We start from the raw sequence: 22,329 nt of genomic DNA, 5'->3' as shown, positions 1-22,329 counted from the left end.
TCGCACCGATCGCCATGGAAGACGGTCTCCGCTTCGCTATCCGCGAAGGCGGCCGCACCGTCGGTTCGGGCGTCGTCTCCAAGATCCTCGCGTAATTCGGGACGCGCCCGCGGCGATCATGCGGGCGCAACCGTCCCTACAGACGTAAGCAGGGGCGCCCTCGGGCGCCCCTGTTGCTTTTCCGGTCCATGTCTGTGGCCGGTCGGAAAGAGGCCGTGACGATGTCCGGCCTCCTCCTCGCTCCGCGGCTCACTGGTACGAGCGGATCAGCGACTCTGCCTTGCTTTTCGCGTTGCCCGCGCCGGTTTCGTCCTGCACCTGGTTGTAGATGGCGACGGCTTCGGCGTTGGTCAGGCCCGATGCGTCGGCTTCCGGAGCGATGCGCTCGAGCGCGGCACGGGCGAAATCGCCGGTTTTGTAGCCCTGTGCGGAGGCGACGCCTGCAAAGGCGGTGACGGCTGCGGCCGTGAGAATGATGAGCTTTTTCATGATTTTTGTCCTTTCTGGGGAGACGCACACGATTGTGCGTTTTTCCGATTGTCCCGTTGTCTTGTGACACTCGGAATATTGTTATTTGGCAGACGATTGGCAAATCACGGGAGTGCTCTCGCCCGGTCGCGGAAACGTGCCCTTGAAGGTGAAGTCCTGCGTTCAATCGGAGCTCTGTTTTGTAATAAGCATTTCATAATAAAGGATATAAATTCCTTCAATCGTCATCGTTCCGGCGATCCCTGCGTGAGGCGCGGGGGCTGGAGCCCGACAAACCGGGTGATGCGCCCCGCGTTGTGCGTCTGTGCACATAGTCGGGACGTGTCCTGAGACGCATCGCCATCGCTTGCCGTCGCCGACGCGGGAGCTATCCTGCCCAACATGCACGAGCTCGTTCCAAGCCCCGACGATGTCATCCTGACCGGCTATACGCTGGACGGCCCCGGCCATGGCCATCGGCTCAGCCCGTCCGAGGCGCCGGACGTGCTGCGCAGCGACACGCTGGGCTGGGTCCACCTGCGGGCGCAGCATCCGGACACGCCGGGGTGGATCGTCGAGAACCTCTCTTACCTCGATCCAACCATCATCGACGCACTGGTGGCCGAAGAGACACGCCCGCGCGTGACGATGGTCGGCAAGGGCCTCATCGTGATTCTGCGGGGCATCAACACCATCGAGGGCGAGGACCCCGAGGACATGGTCTCGGTCCGGCTCTGGATCGACCCGCATCGCATCGTCAGCCTGTCGCGGCGGCGGGTGCGCGCCATCGAGGACATCGCGGAGTGTCTCGCCGAAGGGCAGGGGCCGCGCGACAGCGCCGAGTTCCTCGTGGCGCTGGTGGAGCGGCTCACCCATCGCATCGAGACCTTCTGGAGCGGCGTCGACGACGAGGCTGACGATCTCGAGGAAGCGGTGCTCGACACCTCTGTCCCCGAGATTCGCACCCAGTTGGTGGAGCTGCGTCGCCGGGCCATCATCCTCCGCCGCTATCTTGCGCCCCAGCGCGATGCGCTGCGCGGGCTGCAGGGGGCGCATCCGGCCTGGCTCGAGACTGACGACCTGCGGCAGTTGGCCGAGGAACTCGACGCGCTCGAGAGGGTGGTCGAGGATGCAGACGCCATGCGCGAACGCATGGCGCTGGTGCGCGACGAACTGGCCGGGCAGCTCTCGGACCGGCTGAACCGGAACATGTACCTGCTGTCGATTCTCTCGGCGCTGTTCCTGCCGCTGGGCTTCCTGACCGGCCTCTTCGGCATCAACGTCGCGGGCATGCCCGGGGCGGAGGTGTCGCACGCCTTCTGGTACTTCAGCGGCGGGCTGGTCGTGGTGGTCGGGCTTCAGCTTGCGATCCTGCGCAAGCTGCGCTGGATCTGAGCGCCGGGGCGTCTTTTGCACGCCACCGACGGCCGCCCGGAGCCCCGCGCGGCAGGGGAGGGCGGACAGCCGAAATTCCCCGACGCTTTCCGCCGTTTTCCCGCTTGCAATGCTGCCAGCCCTTCCGTAAATGGGGGCTCGGCCTTAGGGGTATAGCTCAGCTGGTAGAGCGACGGTCTCCAAAACCGTAGGTCGCGGGTTCGAACCCTGCTGCCCCTGCCACCTTCCAAGACATCGTAGAAGACAGTGCGCCCCAATCCGGCGCGAGCGTGCCTGCGCCCGGCGACCGTCCATGCAAGCCCGCGCATGCAAAAAGGCCGCGCCCGGGGCGCGGCCTTCTGCAATCGGACGTGTCGGATTACGACAGGATCTCGTCGATGCGGGACTTCTTGTTCGCATCGTTTTCGTCACCGTTGTAGATCACGGCGCGAATGTCCTGGATCTGTTCGGTGGTCAGCACGGTCAGATCGGCCGACGGCACGAGGTCCTTCACCTTCTGCGCTTCGCCGGCAGTCAGGTTCGGCGTGGCGCTGTGCAGGCTTTCGAGAATCTGCACACGGGTGGCCTCGGGGTCGTCACCGCGATTCACCAGAGCCATGACGCTCTCCTTCTCCGGAGCCGACATCTCCATCAGGCGCCATTCCGGCACATACTCTGTCAGATTCACCTCGGTGGTCGCCGGGTTCGGGTTGTCCGCTTCGGCGATGGTGCGGATCTCCGTTTTCTTCTCGGTGTCGTCCTTGCCGCTGTTGGCAATGGCGAACATCTCGGCGACCTGCTGATCGGTCAGGGTCTCATAGTTGGCGTCGGGGTAGTAGGTGCTGATCGCCGTCATCTCGGCTTCGCTCGCGGCGAATGCGCTGGTGGCGATGACAGTCGAGAGGGCGGTGATGGTCAGAAAGCGTTTCATGGGTAAGTCCTTTCGGTCTTTCTATTATCGATTTTTCTATCGATCCTTGTGTGCAGTGCCGTAAGTGCTCTGCGCTTCTGGCCACACAACAGCCAGCCGAGCGGATTGGTTCCCGGCCTGAATTGTCGGCCCGGACCCCCTGCAAGCCCTTGACCGCAAGGGGTTTTAACTCACCGCGCGCGCGAACGCAGAAGCGGGGCCGGTGGTTGCATCGCGCAGAGCGCCCATTTGGACAGAGTTTCGTGATCCCGGGTCGCGTTGTGGTGAACGGAGGGTGAGGCGGTGGAAGGGGTCCGGTGGGCGCAGCGTCATCCGGGCCCGTTACAGAGTGTCGGCCGCCCGAGGCTTGCCAGCGCCGGGCCTTCTGCGTATATGCCCCGAAACCCGCACGGAAACCGAAAGCGAGCCGAAATGGCCAATCCCATTCAGTTCATCCAGCAGACCCGCTCCGAGATCGGCAAGATCGTCTGGCCGACCCGGCGCGAAGTGATCCTGACGACGGTCACCGTCTTCATCATGGCGGCGCTGACGGCCACGTTCTTCGCTCTCGTCGACATCCTGATCCGCAGCGGCCTGCAGGGGCTTCTGTCGATCTTCGGATAGGTCCGGGCGCGAAATGCCTGCCCGTCCCCTTGAAATCGCGGGGGGAGGGCGATAGGGACACGGAACTTACCTCATGCGGGCGTGTAGCGATTCGAGTTGCACGCCGGTTTTTGTTTGGGGCAGGACGATGCCGGCGCGACTGTCGGCGGAAGAACTCGAGAGGGGCCAGATGGCGAAGCGGTGGTATTCGGTCAGCGTTCTGTCGAACTTCGAGAAGAAGATCGCAGAGCAGATCCGGCAATCTGTTGAAGAGCAGGGGCTGCAGGAGCAGATCGACGAAGTACTCGTCCCGACCGAGGAAGTCATCGAGGTGCGCCGCGGCAAAAAGGTGACGACCGAGCGTCGTTTCATGCCGGGCTACGTGCTCGTGCACATGGAGATGTCCGACCAGGGCTATCACCTCGTGAACTCGATCAACCGCGTCACCGGGTTCCTCGGTCCGCAGGGGCGTCCGATGCCGATGCGCGACGCCGAGGTCGAGGCGATCCTCGGCCGCGTCCAGGAGACCGAGGATGCGCCGCGCACGCTCATCCATTTCGAGATCGGCGAGCGCGTCAAGGTCAACGATGGTCCGTTCGAGGGCTTCGACGGCATGGTCGAGGGGGTCGACGACGACAACCAGCGCCTGCGCGTGTCGGTGTCGATCTTCGGTCGCGAGACCCCGGTCGAGCTGGAATTCACCCAGGTCAGCAAGCAGGGCTGACCGGGACCCAAGTCTTTCGAAAGGGCCGGGCCTCTGCCCGGCCTTTTTCGTGTCCCGCCCCACGCCGCCGTTCGCCGGCAGGCAAGGGCGGGAGAGGCGCCCGGATCGGGGGGAATCGCTTGCATTCCGCCCGTCTCCGCTGTAAGGCGCCGCTCTGTTGTCCTCGGTCTCGTGCCGGAGCGGCAGTCCACGTGGAAGGCGAGGGTCTCGCGGGATCCGGACCATACCACGCCACATGAACGCCCCGGCGACGCGTCGCGCGGGGAGATGGAACAGGAGATACGCCGATGGCCAAGAAGCTCGCCGGCAAGATGAAGCTGCAGATCCCTGCAGGCAAAGCCAACCCGTCGCCGCCCGTGGGCCCCGCCCTGGGTCAGCGCGGCATCAACATCATGGAATTCTGCAAGGCGTTCAACGCCAAGACGCAGGAAATGGAGCCCGGCGCGCCGTGCCCGACCGTGATCACCTACTATCAGGACAAGTCCTTCACCATGGACATCAAGACGCCCCCCGCGTCTTACTACCTGAAGAAGGCAGCCGGCCTGAAGCCGGTCGGCAAGCGCAACCGTCCGCGCGGCGCCGAGAAGCCCGGTCGTGAGACCGTGGCGTCGGTCACCGTTGCTCAGGTCCGCGAGATCGCAGAGGCCAAGATGAAGGACCTCAGCGCGAACGACGTGGAAGCGGCAATGCAGATCATCCTTGGCTCGGCCAAGTCCATGGGCATCGAGGTGAAGTAAGATGGCAAAGCTCGGAAAACGCACCCGCGCCGCCCGCGAAGCTTTCGCCGGCAAGGAAGACATCTCGATCGAAGAGGCCGTGTCGCTGATCAAGGCGAACGCAAACGCCAAGTTCGACGAGACCGTCGAGATCGCGTTGAACCTCGGCGTCGACACCCGTCACGCAGACCAGATGGTCCGTGGCGTGATCGGCCTGCCGAACGGCACCGGCAAGACCATGCGCGTCGCCGTGTTCGCACGTGGCCCGAAAGCTGAAGAAGCCCAGGCCGCCGGCGCGGACATCGTCGGTGCAGAGGACCTGATGGAAACCATCCAGTCCGGCACCATCGAGTTCGACCGCTGCATCGCGACCCCGGACATGATGCCGATCGTCGGCCGTCTCGGTAAGATCCTCGGCCCGCGCAACCTGATGCCGAACCCCAAGGTCGGCACCGTGACCATGGACGTCGCCCAGGCTGTCAAGGACGCCAAGGGTGGTCAGGTCCAGTTCCGCGCTGAAAAGGGCGGTGTGGTCCACGCGGGCGTCGGTAAGGTCTCCTTCGACGAGGCCAAGCTGGTCGAGAACGTCAAGGCGTTCATCGGCGCGGTTGCCAAGGCCAAGCCGACCGGCGCCAAGGGCACCTACATGAAGAAGATCTCGCTCAGCTCGACCATGGGCCCGGGCGTGACCCTCGACGTGGCGACCGCCACCGCCGAGTGATCTTCATCACGACGTCACTTTCTGAAGGGCGGGCCTGCGGGTCCGCCCTTCTGCTTTTCCGCGTCCTGTTCCGGGGCTCTTGTGGCTCCGCCCTCGCGTGCCCCGTCGCAATGCTCATGATCCGGGTCGCGCGCGTCTGCCCCTCCGCGCTAACCCATGTCCCATGTTCATTATTGTGAGGCCGGGATCATGCGACTCGAGGGCAAGACCATCATCATCACCGGGGCGAGCAGCGGCATCGGAGCCGCAGCCGCCCGTCTCTTCGCGGCGGAAGGGGCGAGCCTCGTGCTTGGCGCCCGGCGCGAGGACCGGCTCGCCGCGCTTTGCGACGAGATCGAGGCGGCGGGAGGCCGGGCGACCTTCCTCGCGGGCGACGTGCGCGACGCGGCCAGCGTCGAGGGGCTCGTGCGCCTTGCCGAGGACCGGTTCGGCGCGCTGCATGGCGCTTTCAACAACGCGGGCATCACCGGGCCCGGGGGGCCGCTCGAGGCGCTCGCGCCGGAGGGCTGGGACGAGGTGCTCGGCACCAACCTCACCAGCGCCTATGTCGCCGCGCGCCACCAGATCCCGGCGCTGCGGCGCGCTGGGGGAGGGGCGATGGTCTTCACATCCTCCTTTGTGGGGCAGGGGATCGGGTTGCCCGGCATGGCCGCCTATGCCGCCGCGAAGGCGGGGCTGGTGGGGCTGGTGCAGGTGCTGGCGGTTGAGCTCGGTGCCGAGGGTATCCGCGCCAACGCGCTTCTGCCGGGCGGCACCCTTACCGAGATGGCGGGCACCGACCCGGCAGTCCACGCGCAAGTGGCGGGGCTGCACGCGCTGAAGCGCATGGCGGATCCCGAAGAGATCGCCCGGGCCGCGCTCTTCCTTCTGTCCGACGACGCGTCCTTCGTCACCGGATCGGCGATGTATGCCGACGGAGGCAATGCCATCTGCAAGGCAGCGTAGGCGGTGGCAATCAGTCTCGGACCATGTCGGTGAGGCGTTGTGTGCGCCTCGCCAGCCAGAAGGCCAGGGGCCCGACGCCCATGGAGAGAACGAAGGCGATGGGCCATGCCGTCGCGAAGCGCGTCATCCAGATCCCGAGCCAGCCCGGCGCGAAGCCGAGCGGAAGGGCCGTGAAGATGCCCGTCATGAGGAAGGCCATTATCGGCGAGATGAAGACCTGCGCGAGAATGACGGTGGACTTTGCGGGGGGTGTTTCGGTGGCTTGCATTCCGGTATCCTGTGCGTGTCAGGTCGGCGCGGGGCAAGGACCACATCCTCACGGGACGCCCCGACCCTGTGAGGGAGGTGGCGCCGTGGGATCGAAACTCGACCAACTCCCGCGGTTGCGTGCGCGGGGACCGGGATAACCGTACCGGTCGGACGTTTTTCGGCTGACTGGCGAGATGGAGGTGCCGACGGCGCTGGTCAAGCCGACCTGGCGCAGGTGATCCTGTGCGCTCGCGACGTCGGGGAAACCTCCCGCGGCGGGTTGGCAAAGCCGCGCACAGCATGTAACAGAGGTCTTGCAAGGGCGTTCGCGATTCGCGGGTGCCCTTCATTTCGTCCGAGACGGTGGGTTGGAGCGATCCTGTAATTCCTGCCCGAGACGGGAAGAGACACACGTTCCGGACCTATGTGTTCCGGCGACGCGCTGCGACGACCCGATCGGACTGTCTTGGCCGGGGAAACCCGGCTTGATCGAGCCGGAGGGGGTCGCCCCTCCATCAATTGGAGTGAAACTGTGGATAGAGCCCAGAAAGAGAAAGTGGTCGAGGAACTCGGCCAGATCTTCGAAAGCTCTGGCGTCGTGGTGGTTTCCCGCTACGAGGGTCTCACGGTTGCCGAGATGACGGATCTTCGGGCGCGCGCACGCGCGGCCGACACGCAGGTCCGCGTCGCCAAGAACAGGCTCGCCAAGATCGCCCTTCAGGGTATGGGGTGCGAGAGCATCTCGTCCTACCTGGAAGGGATGACCGTTCTCACCTATTCCGAAGACCCCGTGGCAGCTGCCAAGGTGGTCGAGGACTTCGCCAAGGACAACAAGAAGTTTGAAATCCTTGGCGGTGCAATGGGTGAGACGGCCCTTGACCGGGCCGGTGTCGAAGCCGTGTCGAAAATGCCGTCGCGCGAGGAGCTCATCGCTTCCATCGTCGGCTGCATCGGCGCACCCGCTTCGAACATCGCCGGTGCGATCGGCGCACCTGCTTCGAACATCGCCTCCATCCTCACCACGATCGAGGAAAAGGCGGCGTAAGCGCACCCGAGATACTCGTGGGGTTGATTACCCGCACGTTGGAACACATCTAGAGATACGGAAAAGGCAAAATGGCTGATCTTAAAGCACTTGCAGAGCAAATCGTCGGTCTGACCCTGCTCGAAGCACAAGAACTGAAAACCATCCTCAAGGACGAGTACGGCATCGAGCCCGCAGCTGGCGGCGCAGTGATGATGGCCGGTCCGGCTGCCGGCGGCGAAGCTGCTGCAGAAGAGGAAAAGACCGAGTTCGACGTTATCCTCAAGTCGGCTGGCGACAAGAAGATCAACGTGATCAAGGAAGTCCGCGGCATCACCGGCCTCGGCCTCAAAGAAGCCAAAGAGCTGGTGGAAGCCGGCGGCAAGGCTGTCAAAGAGGGCGTGTCCAAGGACGAAGCCGAAGCGATCAAGAAGCAGCTCGAAGAAGCAGGCGCAGAAGTCGAGCTCAAGTAATCACGCATGGTGCATCCGCACCGCATGTGATCGGAAATTCAGGCTGGGTCCGGGTGTTTCCCGGGCTCAGCCGAACCCGTCTCAGAGAGACCCTTTCGCGACAGCGAGCCAATCAGGGGTTTTTCTCAGGCGAGTTCCAGGATCGGGAGGCCTCTGGTGGGACAGAGGCCAGGAATGGATCGGAATCGCCGTCTCGGATGGACGTGCCGCTGGTGCCCGACAGCACGCGCGTCCGGTGAGAAGCTGAAAGGTGAACAGACCTATGGCGCAAAGTTTCCTTGGCCAGAAACGTCTTCGCAAATACTACGGCAAAATTCGTGAGGTTCTGGAGATGCCGAACCTCATCGAGGTTCAGAAAAGCTCCTACGAACTCTTCCTCAAATCCGGTGACCAGCCCCAGCCGAGCGACGGCGAAGGGATCATGGGCGTGTTCCAGTCGGTCTTCCCGATCAAGGACTTCAACGAGACTGCCGTGCTCGAGTTCGTCAACTACGAGCTCGAAAAGCCCAAGTACGACGTCGAGGAGTGCATGCAGCGCGACATGACCTACAGCGCGCCGCTGAAGGTCACCCTGCGCCTCATCGTGTTCGATATCGATGAGGACACCGGCGCCAAGTCGGTGAAGGACATCAAGGAACAGGACGTGTTCATGGGCGACATGCCGCTCATGACCCCGAACGGTACGTTCATCGTGAACGGCACCGAGCGCGTCATCGTGTCCCAGATGCACCGTTCGCCGGGCGTGTTCTTCGACCACGACAAGGGCAAGACCCACAGCTCGGGCAAGCTGCTCTTCGCCTGCCGCATCATTCCCTACCGCGGCTCGTGGCTCGATTTCGAATTCGACGCCAAGGACATCGTGTTCGCCCGTATCGACCGTCGCCGCAAGCTGCCGGTGACGACCCTGCTCTATGCCCTCGGGCTGGACCAGGAGGCAATCATGGACGCCTACTACAACACCGTGAGCTATTCGCTGCGTCGTGGCGAAGGCTGGGTCACCAAGTTCTTCCCCGAGCGGGTGCGCGGCACGCGCCCGACCTATGACCTCGTCGATGCGGACACCGGCGAGATCATCGCCGAGGCGACCAAGAAGGTCACCCCGCGCGCGGTCAAGAAGCTGATCGACGAAGGCAAGGTGAAGCAGCTGCTGCTGCCCTTCGAGCAGATCGTCGGCAAGTTCGTCGCGAAGGACATCATCAACGAGGACACCGGCGCCATCTACGTGGAAGCCGGCGACGAGCTGACCTGGACCGTCGACAAGGACGGTGACGTGACCGGCGGCTCCCTCAAGGAGCTGATCGACGCAGGCATCACCGAGATCCCCGTGCTCGACATCGACAACATCACGGTGGGCGCCTACATGCGCAACACGGTGGCGCAAGACAAGAACATGGACCGCAACTCTGCGCTCATGGACATCTACCGCGTCATGCGTCCGGGCGAGCCGCCGACCGTCGAGGCCGCCTCGTCGCTCTTCGACACCCTGTTCTTCGACAGCGAGCGCTACGACCTCTCGGCCGTGGGCCGCGTGAAGATGAACATGCGTCTCAACCTCGAGAAGCCGGACACCCAGCGCACGCTGGACCGTGACGACATCGTCAAGTGCATCAAGGCGCTGGTCGAGCTGCGTGACGGCAAGGGCGAAGTGGACGACATCGACCACCTCGGCAACCGTCGTGTCCGCTCCGTCGGCGAACTGATGGAGAACCAGTACCGCGTCGGCCTGCTCCGCATGGAGCGCGCGATCAAGGAACGCATGTCGTCTGTCGAGATCGACACCGTCATGCCGCAGGACCTGATCAACGCGAAGCCCGCGGCTGCCGCCGTGCGCGAGTTCTTCGGCTCGTCGCAGCTGTCGCAGTTCATGGACCAGACCAACCCGCTGTCGGAAGTCACCCACAAGCGCCGTCTCTCGGCCCTCGGACCGGGCGGTCTGACCCGTGAGCGCGCCGGCTTCGAGGTTCGCGACGTGCACCCGACCCACTACGGCCGGATGTGCCCGATCGAGACGCCGGAAGGCCCGAACATCGGTCTGATCAACTCGCTGGCCACCTTCGCCCGCGTCAACAAGTACGGTTTCATCGAGACCCCCTATCGCGTCGTGCGCGAGAGCCAGGTGACCGACGAAGTGCACTACATGTCGGCGACCGAAGAAATGCGTCACACCGTGGCGCAGGCCAACGCATCGCTCGACGATGACGGCAAGTTCGTCAACGAGATGGTCAACACCCGCCAGTCGGGCGACTACACCCTCGCCCCGCGCGAGTCGGTGGACCTGATCGACGTGTCGCCGAAGCAGCTGGTCTCGGTCGGTGCCTCGCTCATCCCGTTCCTCGAGAACGACGACGCCAACCGCGCACTGATGGGCGCGAACATGCAGCGGCAGGCCGTGCCGACGCTGCGCTCCGAGGCGCCGCTGGTCGGCACCGGCATCGAGGGCAAGGTCGCCATCGACTCCGGCGCTGCCATCCAGGCGCACCGGGCGGGCATCGTCGACCAGGTGGACGCACAGCGTATCGTGATCCGGGCCACCGAGGACCTGGAACTCGGCGACGCCGGCGTGGACATCTACCGGATGCGCAAGTTCCAGCGCTCGAACCAGAACACTTGTATCAACCAGAAGCCTCTGGTGAAGGTGGGTCAGCTGGTCGAGAAGGGCGAAGTGGTTGCGGACGGTCCGTCCACCGACATGGGGGAACTGGCGCTCGGCAAGAACGTCATCGTGGCCTTCATGCCGTGGAACGGCTACAACTACGAGGACTCCATCCTGATCTCCGAGCGCATCGCGCGTGACGACGTCTTCACCTCGGTCCACATCGAGGAATTCGAAGTCGCCGCCCGTGACACCAAGCTCGGGCCGGAAGAGATCACCCGCGACATTCCGAACGTCGGCGAGGAAGCCCTGCGCAACCTCGACGAAGCCGGTATCGTCTATATCGGTGCGGACGTGGAGCCGGGCGACATTCTTGTCGGCAAGATCACTCCGAAGGGCGAAAGCCCGATGACGCCGGAAGAGAAGCTTCTGCGCGCCATCTTCGGCGAAAAGGCCTCGGACGTGCGCGACACCTCGCTGCGGGTGAAGCCGGGCGACTACGGCACCGTCGTGGAAGTGCGGGTCTTCAACCGTCACGGCGTCGAGAAGGACGAACGTGCGCTGCAGATCGAGCGCGAGGAAGTGGAACGTCTGGCCCGTGACCGGGACGACGAGCTCGCGATCCTCGACCGCAACATCTATGCCCGTCTCAAGGACCTGATCCTCGGCAAGACCGCGGTGAAGGGCCCCAAGGGCGTGCGTCCGAACTCGGAGATCGACGAGGAGCTGCTCAACAGCCTGAGCCGCGGCCAGTGGTGGCAGCTCGCGCTTGCCGAAGAGCAGGATGCGCAGATCGTCGAGGCCCTGCACGAGCAGTACGAGGCGCAGAAGCGCACGCTCGATGCCCGCTTCGAGGACAAGGTCGAGAAGGTCCGTCGTGGCGACGACCTGCCGCCGGGCGTGATGAAGATGGTCAAGGTCTTCGTCGCGGTGAAGCGCAAGCTGCAGCCGGGCGACAAGATGGCCGGCCGTCACGGCAACAAGGGCGTTATTTCCCGCGTTGTCCCGATGGAGGACATGCCGTTCCTCGAGGACGGTACCCCGGTCGACTTCTGCCTCAACCCGCTGGGCGTGCCGTCGCGCATGAACGTCGGTCAGATCCTCGAGACGCACATGGGCTGGGCCTCGCGTGGTCTCGGCATCAAGATCGACGAGGCGCTGCAGGACTACCGCCGGTCTGGCGACCTGACGCCGGTGCGTGAAGCGATGCGCATCGCCTATGGCGACGATGTCTACGAAGAGGGCATCGCCGGCATGGACGAGGAGCACCTCGTGGAAGCGGCAGGCAACGTCACCCGTGGCGTTCCGATCGCGACGCCGGTCTTCGACGGCGCCAAGGAAGCAGACGTCAACGACGCGCTGACGCGTGCCGGCTTCGACACCTCGGGCCAGTCGCGCCTGTTCGACGGCCGCTCGGGCGAGGAATTCGCGCGTCGCGTCACCGTGGGCATGAAGTACCTGCTGAAGCTGCACCACCTTGTCGACGACAAGATCCACGCGCGTTCGACCGGACCGTACTCGCTCGTCACGCAGCAGCCGCTGGGTGGTAAGGCGCAGTTCGGCGGCCAGCGCTTCGGGGAGATGGAGGTCTGGGCCCTGGAAGCCTACGGCGCCGCCTACACCCTGCAGGAAATGCTGACCGTGAAGTCGGACGACGTGGCCGGCCGGACCAAGGTCTACGAAAGCATCGTCAAGGGCGAGGACAACTACGAGGCGGGCGTTCCCGAGAGCTTCAACGTGCTCGTGAAGGAAGTCCGCGGCCTCGGCCTGAACATGGAACTCCTGGACGCGGAGGACGAGGAATAACGGCCCTTCCAGCCACCGCGCGGCCCTCTGCGGTCGCGCGGTTCCTCTCTCCAAGCCCTGTCATTTAGGAAGACGACATGAACCAGGAACTGACGAACAATCCCTTCAACCCGCTCACGCCGCCCAAGGTCTTCGACGAGATCAAGGTGTCGCTGGCCTCCCCCGAGCGGATCCTTTCGTGGTCCTACGGTGAGATCAAGAAGCCGGAAACCATCAACTACCGCACGTTCAAGCCCGAGCGTGACGGCCTGTTCTGCGCGCGTATCTTCGGCCCGATCAAGGACTACGAGTGCCTGTGCGGCAAGTACAAGCGCATGAAGTACCGCGGCGTCGTCTGCGAGAAATGCGGCGTCGAGGTCACCCTGCAGAAAGTGCGCCGCGAGCGCATGGGCCACATCGAACTGGCCGCGCCCTGCGCCCACATCTGGTTCCTGAAGTCGCTGCCGTCGCGCATCGGCCTCATGCTGGACATGACGCTGCGTGATCTCGAGCGCGTTCTCTACTTCGAGAACTACGTGGTGATCGAGCCCGGCCTCACCGACCTGAGCTATGGCCAGATGCTGACCGAGGACGAGTTCCTCGACGCTCAGGACCAGTTCGGCATGGACGCCTTCACCGCCAACATCGGCGCCGAGGCGATCCGCGAGATGCTCGCGGCCATCGACCTCGAAGCCGAGGCCGAGCAGCTGCGCGCCGACCTCAAGGAGGCCACCGGCGAGCTGAAGCCCAAGAAGATCATCAAACGCCTCAAGGTGGTGGAATCCTTCCTCGAGTCGGGCAACCGTCCCGAGTGGATGATCCTCACGGTGATCCCGGTCATCCCGCCGGAACTGCGTCCGCTGGTTCCGCTGGACGGCGGCCGCTTTGCGACCTCCGACCTCAACGACCTGTATCGTCGCGTGATCAACCGGAACAACCGTCTCAAGCGCCTGATCGAGCTGCGCGCTCCGGACATCATCGTCCGGAACGAAAAGCGTATGCTGCAGGAAGCCGTGGACGCGCTGTTCGACAACGGCCGTCGTGGCCGCGTCATCACCGGCGCCAACAAGCGTCCGCTGAAGTCGCTCTCGGACATGCTCAAGGGCAAGCAGGGCCGCTTCCGTCAGAACCTTCTCGGCAAGCGCGTCGACTTCTCGGGCCGTTCGGTCATCGTGACCGGTCCGGAACTCAAGCTGCACCAGTGCGGCCTGCCGAAGAAGATGGCGCTCGAGCTCTTCAAGCCCTTCATCTATTCGCGTCTCGAGGCCAAGGGCCTGTCGAGCACCGTGAAGCAGGCGAAGAAGCTGGTCGAGAAAGAGCGTCCGGAAGTCTGGGACATCCTCGACGAGGTCATCCGCGAGCACCCGGTTCTGCTGAACCGCGCGCCCACGCTGCACCGTCTCGGCATCCAGGCCTTCGAACCCCAGCTCATCGAGGGCAAGGCGATCCAGCTGCACCCGCTCGTCTGCTCGGCGTTCAACGCCGACTTCGACGGTGACCAGATGGCCGTTCACGTGCCGCTGTCGCTGGAAGCGCAGCTCGAGGCGCGCGTCCTGATGATGTCCACGAACAACGTGCTGTCGCCTGCAAACGGCAGCCCGATCATCGTGCCGTCGCAGGACATGATCCTCGGCCTCTACTACACCACCATCATGCGCGAAGGCATGAAGGGTGAGGGCATGGCCTTCTCGTCCATCGAGGAAGTCGAACACGCCCTGACCGCGGGCGAGGTGCACCTGCACGCCAAGATCACCTGCCGGGTCAAGCAGATCGACGAGACCGGCCAGGAGATCGTCAAGCGTTACGAGACCACCCCGGGCCGCGTGCGCCTCGGCGCCCTGCTGCCGATGAACGCCAAGGCTCCGTTCGAGCTGGTCAACAGCCTGCTGCGGAAGAAGGACGTTCAGCGCGTCATCGACACCGTCTACCGCTACTGCGGTCAGAAGGAGTCGGTCATCTTCTGTGACCAGATCATGTCCATGGGCTTCAGGGAGGCGTTCAAGGCGGGCATCTCCTTCGGCAAGGACGACATGGTCATCCCCGACAACAAGTGGGAGCTGGTCGAAGAGACCCGCGATCAGGTCAAGGACTTCGAACAGCAGTACATGGACGGCCTGATCACCCAGGGTGAAAAGTACAACAAGGTCGTGGACGCCTGGTCGAAGTGTAACGACAAGGTCACCGACGCCATGATGAACACCATCTCGGCCGCCAAGCGCGCCGAAGATGGCTCCGAGATGGAACCCAACTCGGTCTACATGATGGCGCACTCCGGTGCCCGTGGCTCGGTCACGCAGATGAAGCAGCTGGGCGGGATGCGCGGCCTGATGGCGAAGCCGAATGGCGACATCATCGAGACCCCGATCATCTCGAACTTCAAGGAAGGCCTGACCGTTCTCGAGTACTTCAACTCGACCCACGGCGCCCGTAAGGGTCTGTCGGACACCGCTCTGAAGACGGCGAACTCGGGTTACCTGACCCGTCGTCTGGTGGACGTGGCGCAGGACTGCATCGTGCGTGCGCACGACTGCGGCACCGACCGCGCGATCACCGCGGAAGCGGCGGTCAACGACGGCGAAGTCGTCGCGTCGCTCGGCGAGCGCGTTCTGGGCCGTGTCGCGGCCGAGGACATCATGCGTCCTGGCACCGACGAGATCATCGTCCGTCACGGCCAGCTCATCGACGAGCGCATGGCGGATGCGATCGAGGACGCCGGCGTGCAGACCGCGCGGATCCGTTCGCCGCTGACCTGCGAGGCGGACGAGGGCGTCTGCGCCATGTGCTACGGCCGTGACCTGGCCCGCGGCACCATGGTGAACACCGGCGAGGCCGTCGGCATCATCGCGGCGCAATCCATCGGCGAACCCGGCACGCAGCTGACGATGCGGACCTTCCACATCGGCGGCGTTGCGCAGGGTGGCCAGCAGTCCTTCCTCGAGGCGTCTCAAGAGGGCCTGATCGAGTTCGAGAACACCTCGACGCTCGAGAACCTCAACGGCGAAACCCTGGTCATGGGCCGCAACATGAAGCTGCGGATCATGGGCGAGGACGGGGCCGAGCGCGCCAGCCACAAGCTGGGCTACGGCACCAAGCTCTTCGTCAAGGAAGGTGACACGGTCAACCGTGGCGCCAAGCTGTTCGAGTGGGACCCCTACACCCTGCCGATCATCGCCGAGGCGGATGGTATCGCGCGTCACGTCGACCTCATCCAGGGGGTCGCGGTGCGCGACGAGACCGACGATGCCACCGGCATGACCCAGAAGATCGTGATCGACTGGCGTGCGGCGCCGAAGGGCAACGAGCTCAAGCCGGAAATCATCCTCATGGATGAAGATGGCGAGCCGGTGCGCAACGCGGCGGGCAACCCGATCACCTACCCGATGTCGGTGGACGCGATCCTCTCGTGTGAGGACGGTCAGGCGATCCGGGCCGGTGACGTGGTCGCGCGTATCCCGCGTGAAGGTGCGAAGACGAAGGACATCACCGGCGGTCTGCCGCGTGTGGCCGAACTCTTCGAGGCACGTCGTCCGAAGGATCACGCGATCATCGCGGAAATCGACGGTTACGTGCGCTTCGGCAAGGACTACAAGAACAAGCGCCGCATCGCGATCGAACCCGCCGACGATACGCTTGAGCCCAAGGAATACATGATCCCCAAGGGCAAGCACATCCCGGTGGTCGAGGGCGACTACGTCCAGAAGGGCGACTACATCATGGACGGCAACCCGGCGCCGCATGACATCCTGGCCATCATGGGTGTCGAGGCTCTGGCGAACTACATGATCGACGAGGTGCAGGACGTGTATCGACTGCAGGGCGTGAAGATCAATGACAAGCACGTCGAGGTCATCGTCCGGCAGATGCTGCAGAAGTGGGAAATCCACGACTCCGGCGACACCACGCTCCTCAAGGGCGAGCACGTCGACAAGGCGGAGTTCGACGCGGCGAACGAGAAGATCGAGAAGAAGGGCGGCCGTCCGGCCACCGGCGAACCGATCCTGCTCGGCATCACCAAGGCGTCGCTGCAGACCCGCTCCTTCATCTCGGCGGCCTCCTTCCAGGAGACCACCCGGGTCCTCACCGAGGCATCGGTGCAGGGCAAGAAGGACAAGCTCGTCGGCCTCAAGGAGAACGTCATCGTGGGCCGCCTGATCCCGGCGGGCACCGGTGGTGCGACCCAGCGCGTGCGCAAGATCGCGACCGACCGCGACGCCAAGGTGATCGACGTCAAGCGGGCCGAGGCGGAAGCCGCGGCAGCGCTGGCGGCACCGGAAGCGGACGTGTCGGGCAACGACGTGATCGGCGGCGACGAGTTCGACACGCTGGTGGTGGATACCCCGGAAAGCCGCGAGTAATCGCCCGGGGCCCATGGCCTGATCAAATCCTGAAAGAGCCCCCGCGGAAACGCGGGGGCTCTTTTGCGTTTGCGGCGCGGCCTTTCAGCGACTGACGCAACGTCGCTTTCGCGATGGCGCAGGCATTGTGGCGGTGCTACCGATCCGCGCATGACAACGCTTTCCCCCAACACCCGCGGTGCACTTCTGATGATGGGCTCCATGGCCGCGTTCACCATGGGCGACGCCTGCGTAAAGGCCATCGGCGAGGCCCTGCCGCTGTCGCAGATCCTGGTGATCCGCGGCAGCTTCGCGAGCCTCTTCATCGCGCTGCTGGCGTTGCGGATGGGGGCGTTGCGGATGAGCGTCCCGCGGCAGGACGGCTGGCTCATGCTGCTGCGCTCGATGGCCGAGGTGGGTTCGTCCTACTTCTTCCTGACGGCGCTGCGGCACATGCCGCTCGCCAACGTCACGGCGCTGCTGCAGATGCTGCCGCTGACGCTCACCCTGGGCTCGGCGCTGGTGTTCCGCGAGCCGGTGGGCTGGCGCCGCTGGGTGTCGATCGGGGCGGGCTTCATCGGGATGCTGCTGATCGTCCGGCCGGGGACCGAGGGCTTCACGCTCTACTCGGTCTACGCGCTGATCGCGGTGGCCTTCGTGACGGTGCGCGACCTTGCCACCCGGCGGATGTCGGCGGCGGCGCCGTCGCTTCTGGTGACGCTGACCTCGGCCATCGGCGTGGTGATCTTCGCCGCGGCGATGTCGGCAGGGGAGCCGTGGCAGCCGCTCACGCCGCATCTCTCGTGGCTGCTGGGCGGGGCCACCGCCTGCGTCATCGCGGGCTACACGCTCTCGGTGCTGGTGATGCGCATCGGCGACGTGAGCTTCATCGCGCCCTTCCGCTACACCGGCCTGATCTTCGCGCTGCTGCTGGGGCTCGTGCTGTTCGGCGACTGGCCCAAGGCGCTGACCCTGATCGGCGCCGCGATCATCGTCGCCACCGGCAGCTTCAACCTCTGGCGCGAGTCCCAGCTTCGGCGCAGGGCCGTGGCTCAGGCGAAGATGCGGCGCACCTGATCGGCGTCGATGGCAAAGCGCTCGCGGAACAGCGCCTCGCCCGCCGCGTCGAGCCGGGGCAGCTCCACGGGGATCACGTGCTTCTTCTGGCGCGAGTCGTTGTGGTCGTTGTGGCCCCGCACGTACATCGGCCGGGCGGTGAAGGTGACCGTCGGCATGAAGCGCAGGATCTTGTTGTGACCGAAGTTCATGATGGTCTGGCGCACGCCGGGCTGCACCGCCATCGCCTGCGCCACGCCCCAGAACGGGGTGACGGTTTCTTCCGCCAGGATGCCCTCGGCGTCGGGACGGGCGATGAAGCCGCGATTCCAATCGAAGCCCACCAGCCGGTGCTTGCCCAGAAGTGACGTCACGTCGCGCGCGGCCTCGCGCAGGGTGGCAACGAAATCCACCGCCACCGCATCGTCGTCGTCATGCCGGAACTGCAGGCACGGCATCGCCATATCGCGGGCCTCGTTGATCACTTCCTGGCAGGCCGCGCGGTGCGGGGCAGGGGGGCGGGCGACGATGCGGGCCTGCGGAAAGTCGGCCACCAGAGCCTCGAGCCGGGCGCGCAGCTCTGCGGGCAGGGAGGAGCCGACGAGGATCAGGAAGGTGAAATCCGGGTCCGTCTGCGCCTTCAGACCGGGCAGGCAGATGGTTTCGAAGTGCCGGAACCGCTCGTCCATGCGGGCGGCAGAGTAGAGATACGCCTCGCGCGTGGCGATGTCGTCGTGCTCGACCTGGAAGCCGCCCTCCGCGGGGTACGAAAACCGGCAGAACCCGACCACTTGCATCCGGTGCGCTCCTCTGAAAGATAGGCACCGTCTGCATCGCATTGCCGCTTTGACGTGACAAGCACCGGCTTATGTTGACAACCCCCGCGACTCCCCCTATACGCGCCTCAATTCGTCGGGGCCTTAGTGCGTCCGGCGCATTCTACAGACTGAAGCGGTCAAGATCCGGGCCCCGGCCCCGATCCTCTGGACACCCACCGCGTCGTTCCCTTCTGGGAGCGTATGCGGTGCTTTGCGTCGTCTCTGCTGACCGCCGGGGACAGCGCATCGCCGGTGACCTGCGGACGCGCAGGGCGCCTTGAAATTGGAACCCGCACGGGACGCCCCGTGCAGCACATATGTGAGAATACGGGGAAGAGACCCACAATGCCCACGATCCAGCAGCTGATCCGCAAGCCGCGGCAGCCCAAAGTCAAACGCTCGAAGTCGCAACACCTGGAGCAGTGCCCGCAGAAGCGCGGCGTCTGCACCCGCGTCTACACCACCACCCCGAAGAAGCCGAACTCGGCTATGCGGAAAGTCGCCAAGGTGCGCCTGACCAACGGCTTCGAGGTCATCAGCTACATCCCGGGTGAAAGCCACAACCTGCAGGAGCACTCGGTTGTGCTTATCCGCGGCGGCCGTGTGAAAGACCTTCCCGGTGTTCGTTATCACATCCTTCGCGGCGTGCTGGACACGCAGGGCGTCAAGGATCGGAAGCAGCGTCGCTCCAAGTACGGCGCGAAGCGTCCCAAGTAAGAGGATACGGAAATGTCTCGTCGTCACGCTGCAGAGAAGCGCGAAGTCCTGCCCGACGCCAAATACGGCGACAAGGTGCTGACCAAGTTCATGAACAACCTGATGATCGACGGCAAGAAGTCGGTCGCAGAGAAAATCGTCTACAACGCGCTCGACCGCGTCGAAGGCAAGGTGAAGCGCGCGCCGGTGGAAGTGTTCCACGAGGCCCTCGACAACATCAAGCCGTCCGTCGAAGTGCGTTCGCGCCGCGTCGGTGGTGCCACCTACCAGGTGCCCGTCGAAGTGCGCCCCGAGCGTCGTGAAGCGCTGGCCATCCGCTGGCTCATCACTGCTTCGCGCGCCCGCAACGAAAACACCATGGAAGAGCGTCTTGCCGGCGAACTTCTCGATGCGGTGCAGTCGCGTGGTTCTGCCGTGAAGAAGCGCGAAGACACCCACAAGATGGCCGACGCCAACAAAGCGTTCAGCCACTACCGCTGGTAACCGAAAAACCCTCCGGAAAGGCAGTCCATCATGGCACGCGAATATCCGCTGGAGCGCTACCGTAACTTCGGCATCATGGCCCACATCGACGCGGGCAAGACGACGACGACCGAGCGCATCCTCTACTACACCGGCCGTTCCCACAAGATCGGCGAAGTTCACGATGGCGCCGCCACCATGGACTGGATGGAGCAGGAACAGGAACGCGGTATCACCATCACTTCCGCCGCCACCACCACCTTCTGGCAGTGGCAGGAAGATCCGTCGGCCGAAGGCACGTCGGATACCAAGTTCCGCTACAACATCATCGACACCCCGGGCCACGTGGACTTCACCATCGAAGTCGAGCGTTCGCTCGCGGTTCTCGACGGTGCGATCTGCCTTCTGGACGGTAACGCAGGCGTCGAGCCGCAGACCGAAACCGTCTGGCGCCAGGCCGACCGCTACAAGGTTCCGCGTATCGTGTTCGTCAACAAGATGGACAAGATCGGTGCCGACTTCTTCAACTGCGTGAAGATGATCAAGGACCGCACCGGCGCGACCCCCGTGCCCGTGAACTTCCCGATCGGTGCCGAAGACCAGCTCGAGGGCATCGTCGACCTGATCACCATGGAAGAGTGGGTGTGGAAGGGTGAAGACCTCGGCGCCTCCTGGAGCCGTGGCCCGATCCGCGACGAGCTCAAGGATCTTGCCGACGAGTGGCGCTCGCACATGATCGAGAACGCCGTCGAGCAGGACGACGACGCGATGGAAGCCTACCTGGAAGGCGAAGAGCCCGACGTGGCGACCCTGCGGAAGCTGATCCGCAAGGGCACCCTGTCGCTGTCCTTCGTTCCGGTCCTCGGTGGCTCGGCGTTCAAGAACAAGGGCGTCCAGCCCCTGCTGAACGGCGTGGTCGACTTCCTTCCCGGTCCGCTCGACGTGCCGCCCTACATGGGCTTCTCGCCGGACGACGAGAACGAAGAGCGCAACATCGCGCGTCACGCGTCGGACGAAGAGCCGTTCTCGGGCCTCGCGTTCAAGATCATGAACGACCCGTTCGTGGGCTCGCTCACCTTCACCCGGATCTACTCCGGGACCATGAAGAAGGGCGACTCGATCACGAACTCGACCAAGGGCAAGAAAGAGCGCATCGGTCGTATGATGATGATGCACTCGAACAACCGCGAGGAAATCGAGGAAGCGTTCGCAGGCGACATCATCGCGCTGGCCGGTCTCAAGGAGACCACCACCGGTGACACCCTCTGCGCCCAGAACGCGCCGGTCGTGCTTGAAACCATGACCTTCCCCGATCCGGTGATCGAGATCGCGGTCGAGCCGAAGACGAAGAACGACCAGGAGAAGATGTCCCAGGGTCTGGCCCGTCTGGCCGCCGAAGACCCGTCCTTCCGCGTCGAGACCGACCTCGAGTCCGGTCAGACCATCATGAAGGGCATGGGTGAACTTCACCTCGACATCCTCGTCGACCGCCTCAAGCGCGAGTTCAAGGTGGAAGCCAACATCGGTGCCCCGCAGGTGGCCTATCGCGAGACCATCGGTCACGAGATCGAGCACACCTACACCCACAAGAAACAGTCGGGTGGTTCGGGTCAGTTCGCAGAGGTGAAGCTGGTGATCAGCCCCACCGAACCGGGTGAAGGCTACTCGTTCGAGAGCAAGATCGTCGGCGGTGCGGTTCCGAAGGAATACATCCCGGGTGTCGAAAAGGGCATCAAGTCGGTGATGGACTCCGGTCCGCTCGCGGGCTTCCCGGTGATCGACTTCAAGGTCGCGCTCATCGACGGCAAGTTCCACGACGTCGACTCCTCGGTTCTGGCCTTCGAGATCGCCTCGCGCATGTGCATGCGTGAAGGTCTCCGCAAGGCGGGCGCCAAGCTGCTCGAGCCGATGATGAAGGTCGAAGTGGTCACGCCGGAAGAGTACACCGGTTCGATCATCGGTGACCTCACCTCCCGTCGTGGTCAGGTGTCCGGTCAGGAGCCGCGCGGCAACGCTGTTGCCATCGCAGCCTTCGTGCCGCTGGCCAACATGTTCGGCTACATCAACACCCTGCGTTCCATGTCCTCGGGCCGTGCGCAGTTCACGATGCAGTTCGACCATTACGATCCGGTTCCGCAGAACATCTCGGAAGAGATCCAGGCGAAATACGCATAAGCCGGGTGGCGGGGGCGACCCCGCCCTACCCACCACCGTAGGGTGGGCCCTGGGCCCATCATCCGACAAGACAGAGGAGCCAAATCCATGGCAAAGGAAAAGTTCGAGCGGTCGAAACCGCACTGCAACATCGGCACGATCGGTCACGTTGACCACGGCAAGACCACGCTGACGGCTGCGAT

The 22,329-nt window shown here is 64.3% G+C and carries 20 protein-coding genes and 1 tRNA gene; 17 read left to right on the top strand and 4 right to left on the bottom strand.

The genetic code is table 11. The features are described from left to right. A partial coding sequence (locus BLQ77_RS29770; RefSeq protein ID WP_131822070.1) for an EF-Tu C-terminal domain-related protein occupies positions 1-95 on the top strand: 95 nt, incomplete at its 5' end. A gap of 154 nt (positions 96-249) precedes the next feature. Here the strand turns inward: BLQ77_RS29770 and BLQ77_RS26510 are convergent. Continuing rightward, the gene (locus tag BLQ77_RS26510; protein ID WP_089964096.1) at positions 250-489 is read right to left on the bottom strand and encodes a hypothetical protein; all 240 of its coding nucleotides are present in this window, start codon (positions 487-489) and stop codon (positions 250-252) included. A gap of 381 nt (positions 490-870) precedes the next feature. On the opposite strand from BLQ77_RS26510, the gene BLQ77_RS26505 reads away from it, so the two are divergent. Continuing rightward, a complete protein-coding gene (locus tag BLQ77_RS26505; protein ID WP_089964095.1) occupies positions 871-1,863 on the top strand; it encodes a zinc transporter ZntB in 993 nt (330 codons plus the stop codon). Positions 1,864-2,009: 146 nt separating this feature from the next. Further along, positions 2,010-2,085, top strand: a tRNA-Trp gene (locus BLQ77_RS26500). 136 nt (positions 2,086-2,221) lie between these two features. Here the strand turns inward: BLQ77_RS26500 and BLQ77_RS26495 are convergent. Next, the gene (locus BLQ77_RS26495) at positions 2,222-2,773 is read right to left on the bottom strand and encodes a hypothetical protein (protein ID WP_089964094.1); all 552 of its coding nucleotides are present in this window, start codon (positions 2,771-2,773) and stop codon (positions 2,222-2,224) included. A gap of 411 nt (positions 2,774-3,184) precedes the next feature. On the opposite strand from BLQ77_RS26495, the gene secE reads away from it, so the two are divergent. From secE to BLQ77_RS26470, 5 genes are all read left to right on the top strand, one after another. Further along, on the top strand, positions 3,185-3,376 hold the full coding sequence (gene secE, locus BLQ77_RS26490; protein ID WP_008883198.1) for a preprotein translocase subunit SecE: 192 nt from the start codon (positions 3,185-3,187) through the stop codon (positions 3,374-3,376). Positions 3,377-3,545: 169 nt separating this feature from the next. Further along, on the top strand, positions 3,546-4,079 hold the full coding sequence (nusG, locus tag BLQ77_RS26485) for a transcription termination/antitermination protein NusG (RefSeq protein ID WP_040383763.1): 534 nt from the start codon (positions 3,546-3,548) through the stop codon (positions 4,077-4,079). A 287-nt stretch (positions 4,080-4,366) separates the two neighbouring features. After that, a complete protein-coding gene (gene rplK / locus BLQ77_RS26480) occupies positions 4,367-4,816 on the top strand; it encodes a 50S ribosomal protein L11 (protein WP_008883376.1) in 450 nt (149 codons plus the stop codon). Position 4,817: 1 nt separating this feature from the next. Further along, positions 4,818-5,516, top strand: a complete 699-nt coding sequence (gene rplA, locus BLQ77_RS26475) for a 50S ribosomal protein L1 (RefSeq protein ID WP_008883359.1) — start codon at positions 4,818-4,820, stop codon at positions 5,514-5,516. Between the two features lie 189 nt (positions 5,517-5,705). After that, positions 5,706-6,461, top strand: coding sequence for an SDR family oxidoreductase (locus tag BLQ77_RS26470; RefSeq protein WP_089964093.1), 756 nt, complete (start codon positions 5,706-5,708; stop codon positions 6,459-6,461). Between the two features lie 10 nt (positions 6,462-6,471). Here BLQ77_RS26470 and BLQ77_RS26465 read toward each other — a convergent pair whose 3' ends face one another. After that, positions 6,472-6,729, bottom strand: a complete 258-nt coding sequence (locus tag BLQ77_RS26465; RefSeq protein ID WP_089964092.1) for a DUF2798 domain-containing protein — start codon at positions 6,727-6,729, stop codon at positions 6,472-6,474. A gap of 513 nt (positions 6,730-7,242) precedes the next feature. Here BLQ77_RS26465 and rplJ point away from each other — a divergent pair. The 5 genes from rplJ to BLQ77_RS26440 all read left to right on the top strand — a co-directional run bounded on the left by rplJ (position 7,243) and on the right by BLQ77_RS26440 (position 17,996). Then, positions 7,243-7,755, top strand: a complete 513-nt coding sequence (gene rplJ, locus BLQ77_RS26460; RefSeq protein WP_040383661.1) for a 50S ribosomal protein L10 — start codon at positions 7,243-7,245, stop codon at positions 7,753-7,755. A gap of 71 nt (positions 7,756-7,826) precedes the next feature. Then, a complete protein-coding gene (gene rplL, locus BLQ77_RS26455; RefSeq protein WP_008883137.1) occupies positions 7,827-8,207 on the top strand; it encodes a 50S ribosomal protein L7/L12 in 381 nt (126 codons plus the stop codon). Positions 8,208-8,469: 262 nt separating this feature from the next. Then, positions 8,470-12,606 carry a DNA-directed RNA polymerase subunit beta gene (rpoB, locus tag BLQ77_RS26450; protein ID WP_008883136.1) on the top strand — a complete coding sequence of 1,379 codons (4,137 nt, stop codon included), beginning with the start codon at positions 8,470-8,472 and terminating at the stop codon, positions 12,604-12,606. Positions 12,607-12,683: 77 nt separating this feature from the next. Continuing rightward, positions 12,684-16,940 (top strand): DNA-directed RNA polymerase subunit beta', encoded by a 4,257-nt coding sequence (gene rpoC / locus BLQ77_RS26445; RefSeq protein ID WP_089964091.1) that lies wholly within the window; start codon positions 12,684-12,686, stop codon positions 16,938-16,940. A 150-nt stretch (positions 16,941-17,090) separates the two neighbouring features. Beyond that, complete coding sequence (locus BLQ77_RS26440) at positions 17,091-17,996, top strand: DMT family transporter (protein ID WP_089964090.1); 906 nt, start codon at positions 17,091-17,093, stop codon at positions 17,994-17,996. Here BLQ77_RS26440 and BLQ77_RS26435 read toward each other — a convergent pair. Beyond that, a complete protein-coding gene (locus BLQ77_RS26435) occupies positions 17,972-18,772 on the bottom strand; it encodes a glycosyltransferase (protein WP_089964089.1) in 801 nt (266 codons plus the stop codon). The two genes, BLQ77_RS26440 and BLQ77_RS26435, sit on opposite strands and share 25 nt — an antisense overlap. A 366-nt stretch (positions 18,773-19,138) precedes the next feature. On the opposite strand from BLQ77_RS26435, the gene rpsL reads away from it, so the two are divergent. From rpsL to BLQ77_RS28320, 4 genes are all read left to right on the top strand, one after another. Continuing rightward, positions 19,139-19,510, top strand: a complete 372-nt coding sequence (rpsL, locus tag BLQ77_RS26430) for a 30S ribosomal protein S12 (RefSeq protein ID WP_008883423.1) — start codon at positions 19,139-19,141, stop codon at positions 19,508-19,510. 12 nt (positions 19,511-19,522) lie between these two features. Next, complete coding sequence (rpsG, locus tag BLQ77_RS26425; protein WP_008883123.1) at positions 19,523-19,993, top strand: 30S ribosomal protein S7; 471 nt, start codon at positions 19,523-19,525, stop codon at positions 19,991-19,993. A gap of 30 nt (positions 19,994-20,023) precedes the next feature. Further along, complete coding sequence (fusA, locus tag BLQ77_RS26420; RefSeq protein WP_008883261.1) at positions 20,024-22,147, top strand: elongation factor G; 2,124 nt, start codon at positions 20,024-20,026, stop codon at positions 22,145-22,147. Between the two features lie 87 nt (positions 22,148-22,234). Then, the coding region (locus BLQ77_RS28320; protein WP_131822069.1) for a GTP-binding protein at positions 22,235-22,329 on the top strand (95 nt) is incomplete at its 3' end.

Origin of the sequence: Salipiger thiooxidans (assembly GCF_900102075.1) — a bacterium.
Taxonomy (GTDB): Bacteria; Pseudomonadota; Alphaproteobacteria; order Rhodobacterales; family Rhodobacteraceae; genus Salipiger; species Salipiger thiooxidans.
This window is presented reverse-complemented; position numbering and strand designations above follow the sequence as displayed.

Bases quoted from the DNA above. Each gene is read 5' to 3' on its own strand.
- BLQ77_RS26510 (WP_089964096.1), bottom strand. From the start codon at position 489: ATGAAAAAGCTCATCATTCTCACGGCCGCAGCCGTCACCGCCTTTGCA.
- BLQ77_RS26505 (WP_089964095.1), top strand. From the start codon at position 871: ATGCACGAGCTCGTTCCAAGCCCCGACGATGTCATCCTGACCGGCTAT.
- BLQ77_RS26495 (WP_089964094.1), bottom strand. From the start codon at position 2,773: ATGAAACGCTTTCTGACCATCACCGCCCTCTCGACTGTCATCGCCACC.
- secE (WP_008883198.1), top strand. From the start codon at position 3,185: ATGGCCAATCCCATTCAGTTCATCCAGCAGACCCGCTCCGAGATCGGC.
- nusG (WP_040383763.1), top strand. From the start codon at position 3,546: ATGGCGAAGCGGTGGTATTCGGTCAGCGTTCTGTCGAACTTCGAGAAG.
- rplK (WP_008883376.1), top strand. From the start codon at position 4,367: ATGGCCAAGAAGCTCGCCGGCAAGATGAAGCTGCAGATCCCTGCAGGC.
- rplA (WP_008883359.1), top strand. From the start codon at position 4,818: ATGGCAAAGCTCGGAAAACGCACCCGCGCCGCCCGCGAAGCTTTCGCC.
- BLQ77_RS26470 (WP_089964093.1), top strand. From the start codon at position 5,706: ATGCGACTCGAGGGCAAGACCATCATCATCACCGGGGCGAGCAGCGGC.
- BLQ77_RS26465 (WP_089964092.1), bottom strand. From the start codon at position 6,729: ATGCAAGCCACCGAAACACCCCCCGCAAAGTCCACCGTCATTCTCGCG.
- rplL (WP_008883137.1), top strand. From the start codon at position 7,827: ATGGCTGATCTTAAAGCACTTGCAGAGCAAATCGTCGGTCTGACCCTG.
- rpoB (WP_008883136.1), top strand. From the start codon at position 8,470: ATGGCGCAAAGTTTCCTTGGCCAGAAACGTCTTCGCAAATACTACGGC.
- rpoC (WP_089964091.1), top strand. From the start codon at position 12,684: ATGAACCAGGAACTGACGAACAATCCCTTCAACCCGCTCACGCCGCCC.
- BLQ77_RS26440 (WP_089964090.1), top strand. From the start codon at position 17,091: ATGACAACGCTTTCCCCCAACACCCGCGGTGCACTTCTGATGATGGGC.
- BLQ77_RS26435 (WP_089964089.1), bottom strand. From the start codon at position 18,772: ATGCAAGTGGTCGGGTTCTGCCGGTTTTCGTACCCCGCGGAGGGCGGC.
- rpsL (WP_008883423.1), top strand. From the start codon at position 19,139: ATGCCCACGATCCAGCAGCTGATCCGCAAGCCGCGGCAGCCCAAAGTC.
- rpsG (WP_008883123.1), top strand. From the start codon at position 19,523: ATGTCTCGTCGTCACGCTGCAGAGAAGCGCGAAGTCCTGCCCGACGCC.
- fusA (WP_008883261.1), top strand. From the start codon at position 20,024: ATGGCACGCGAATATCCGCTGGAGCGCTACCGTAACTTCGGCATCATG.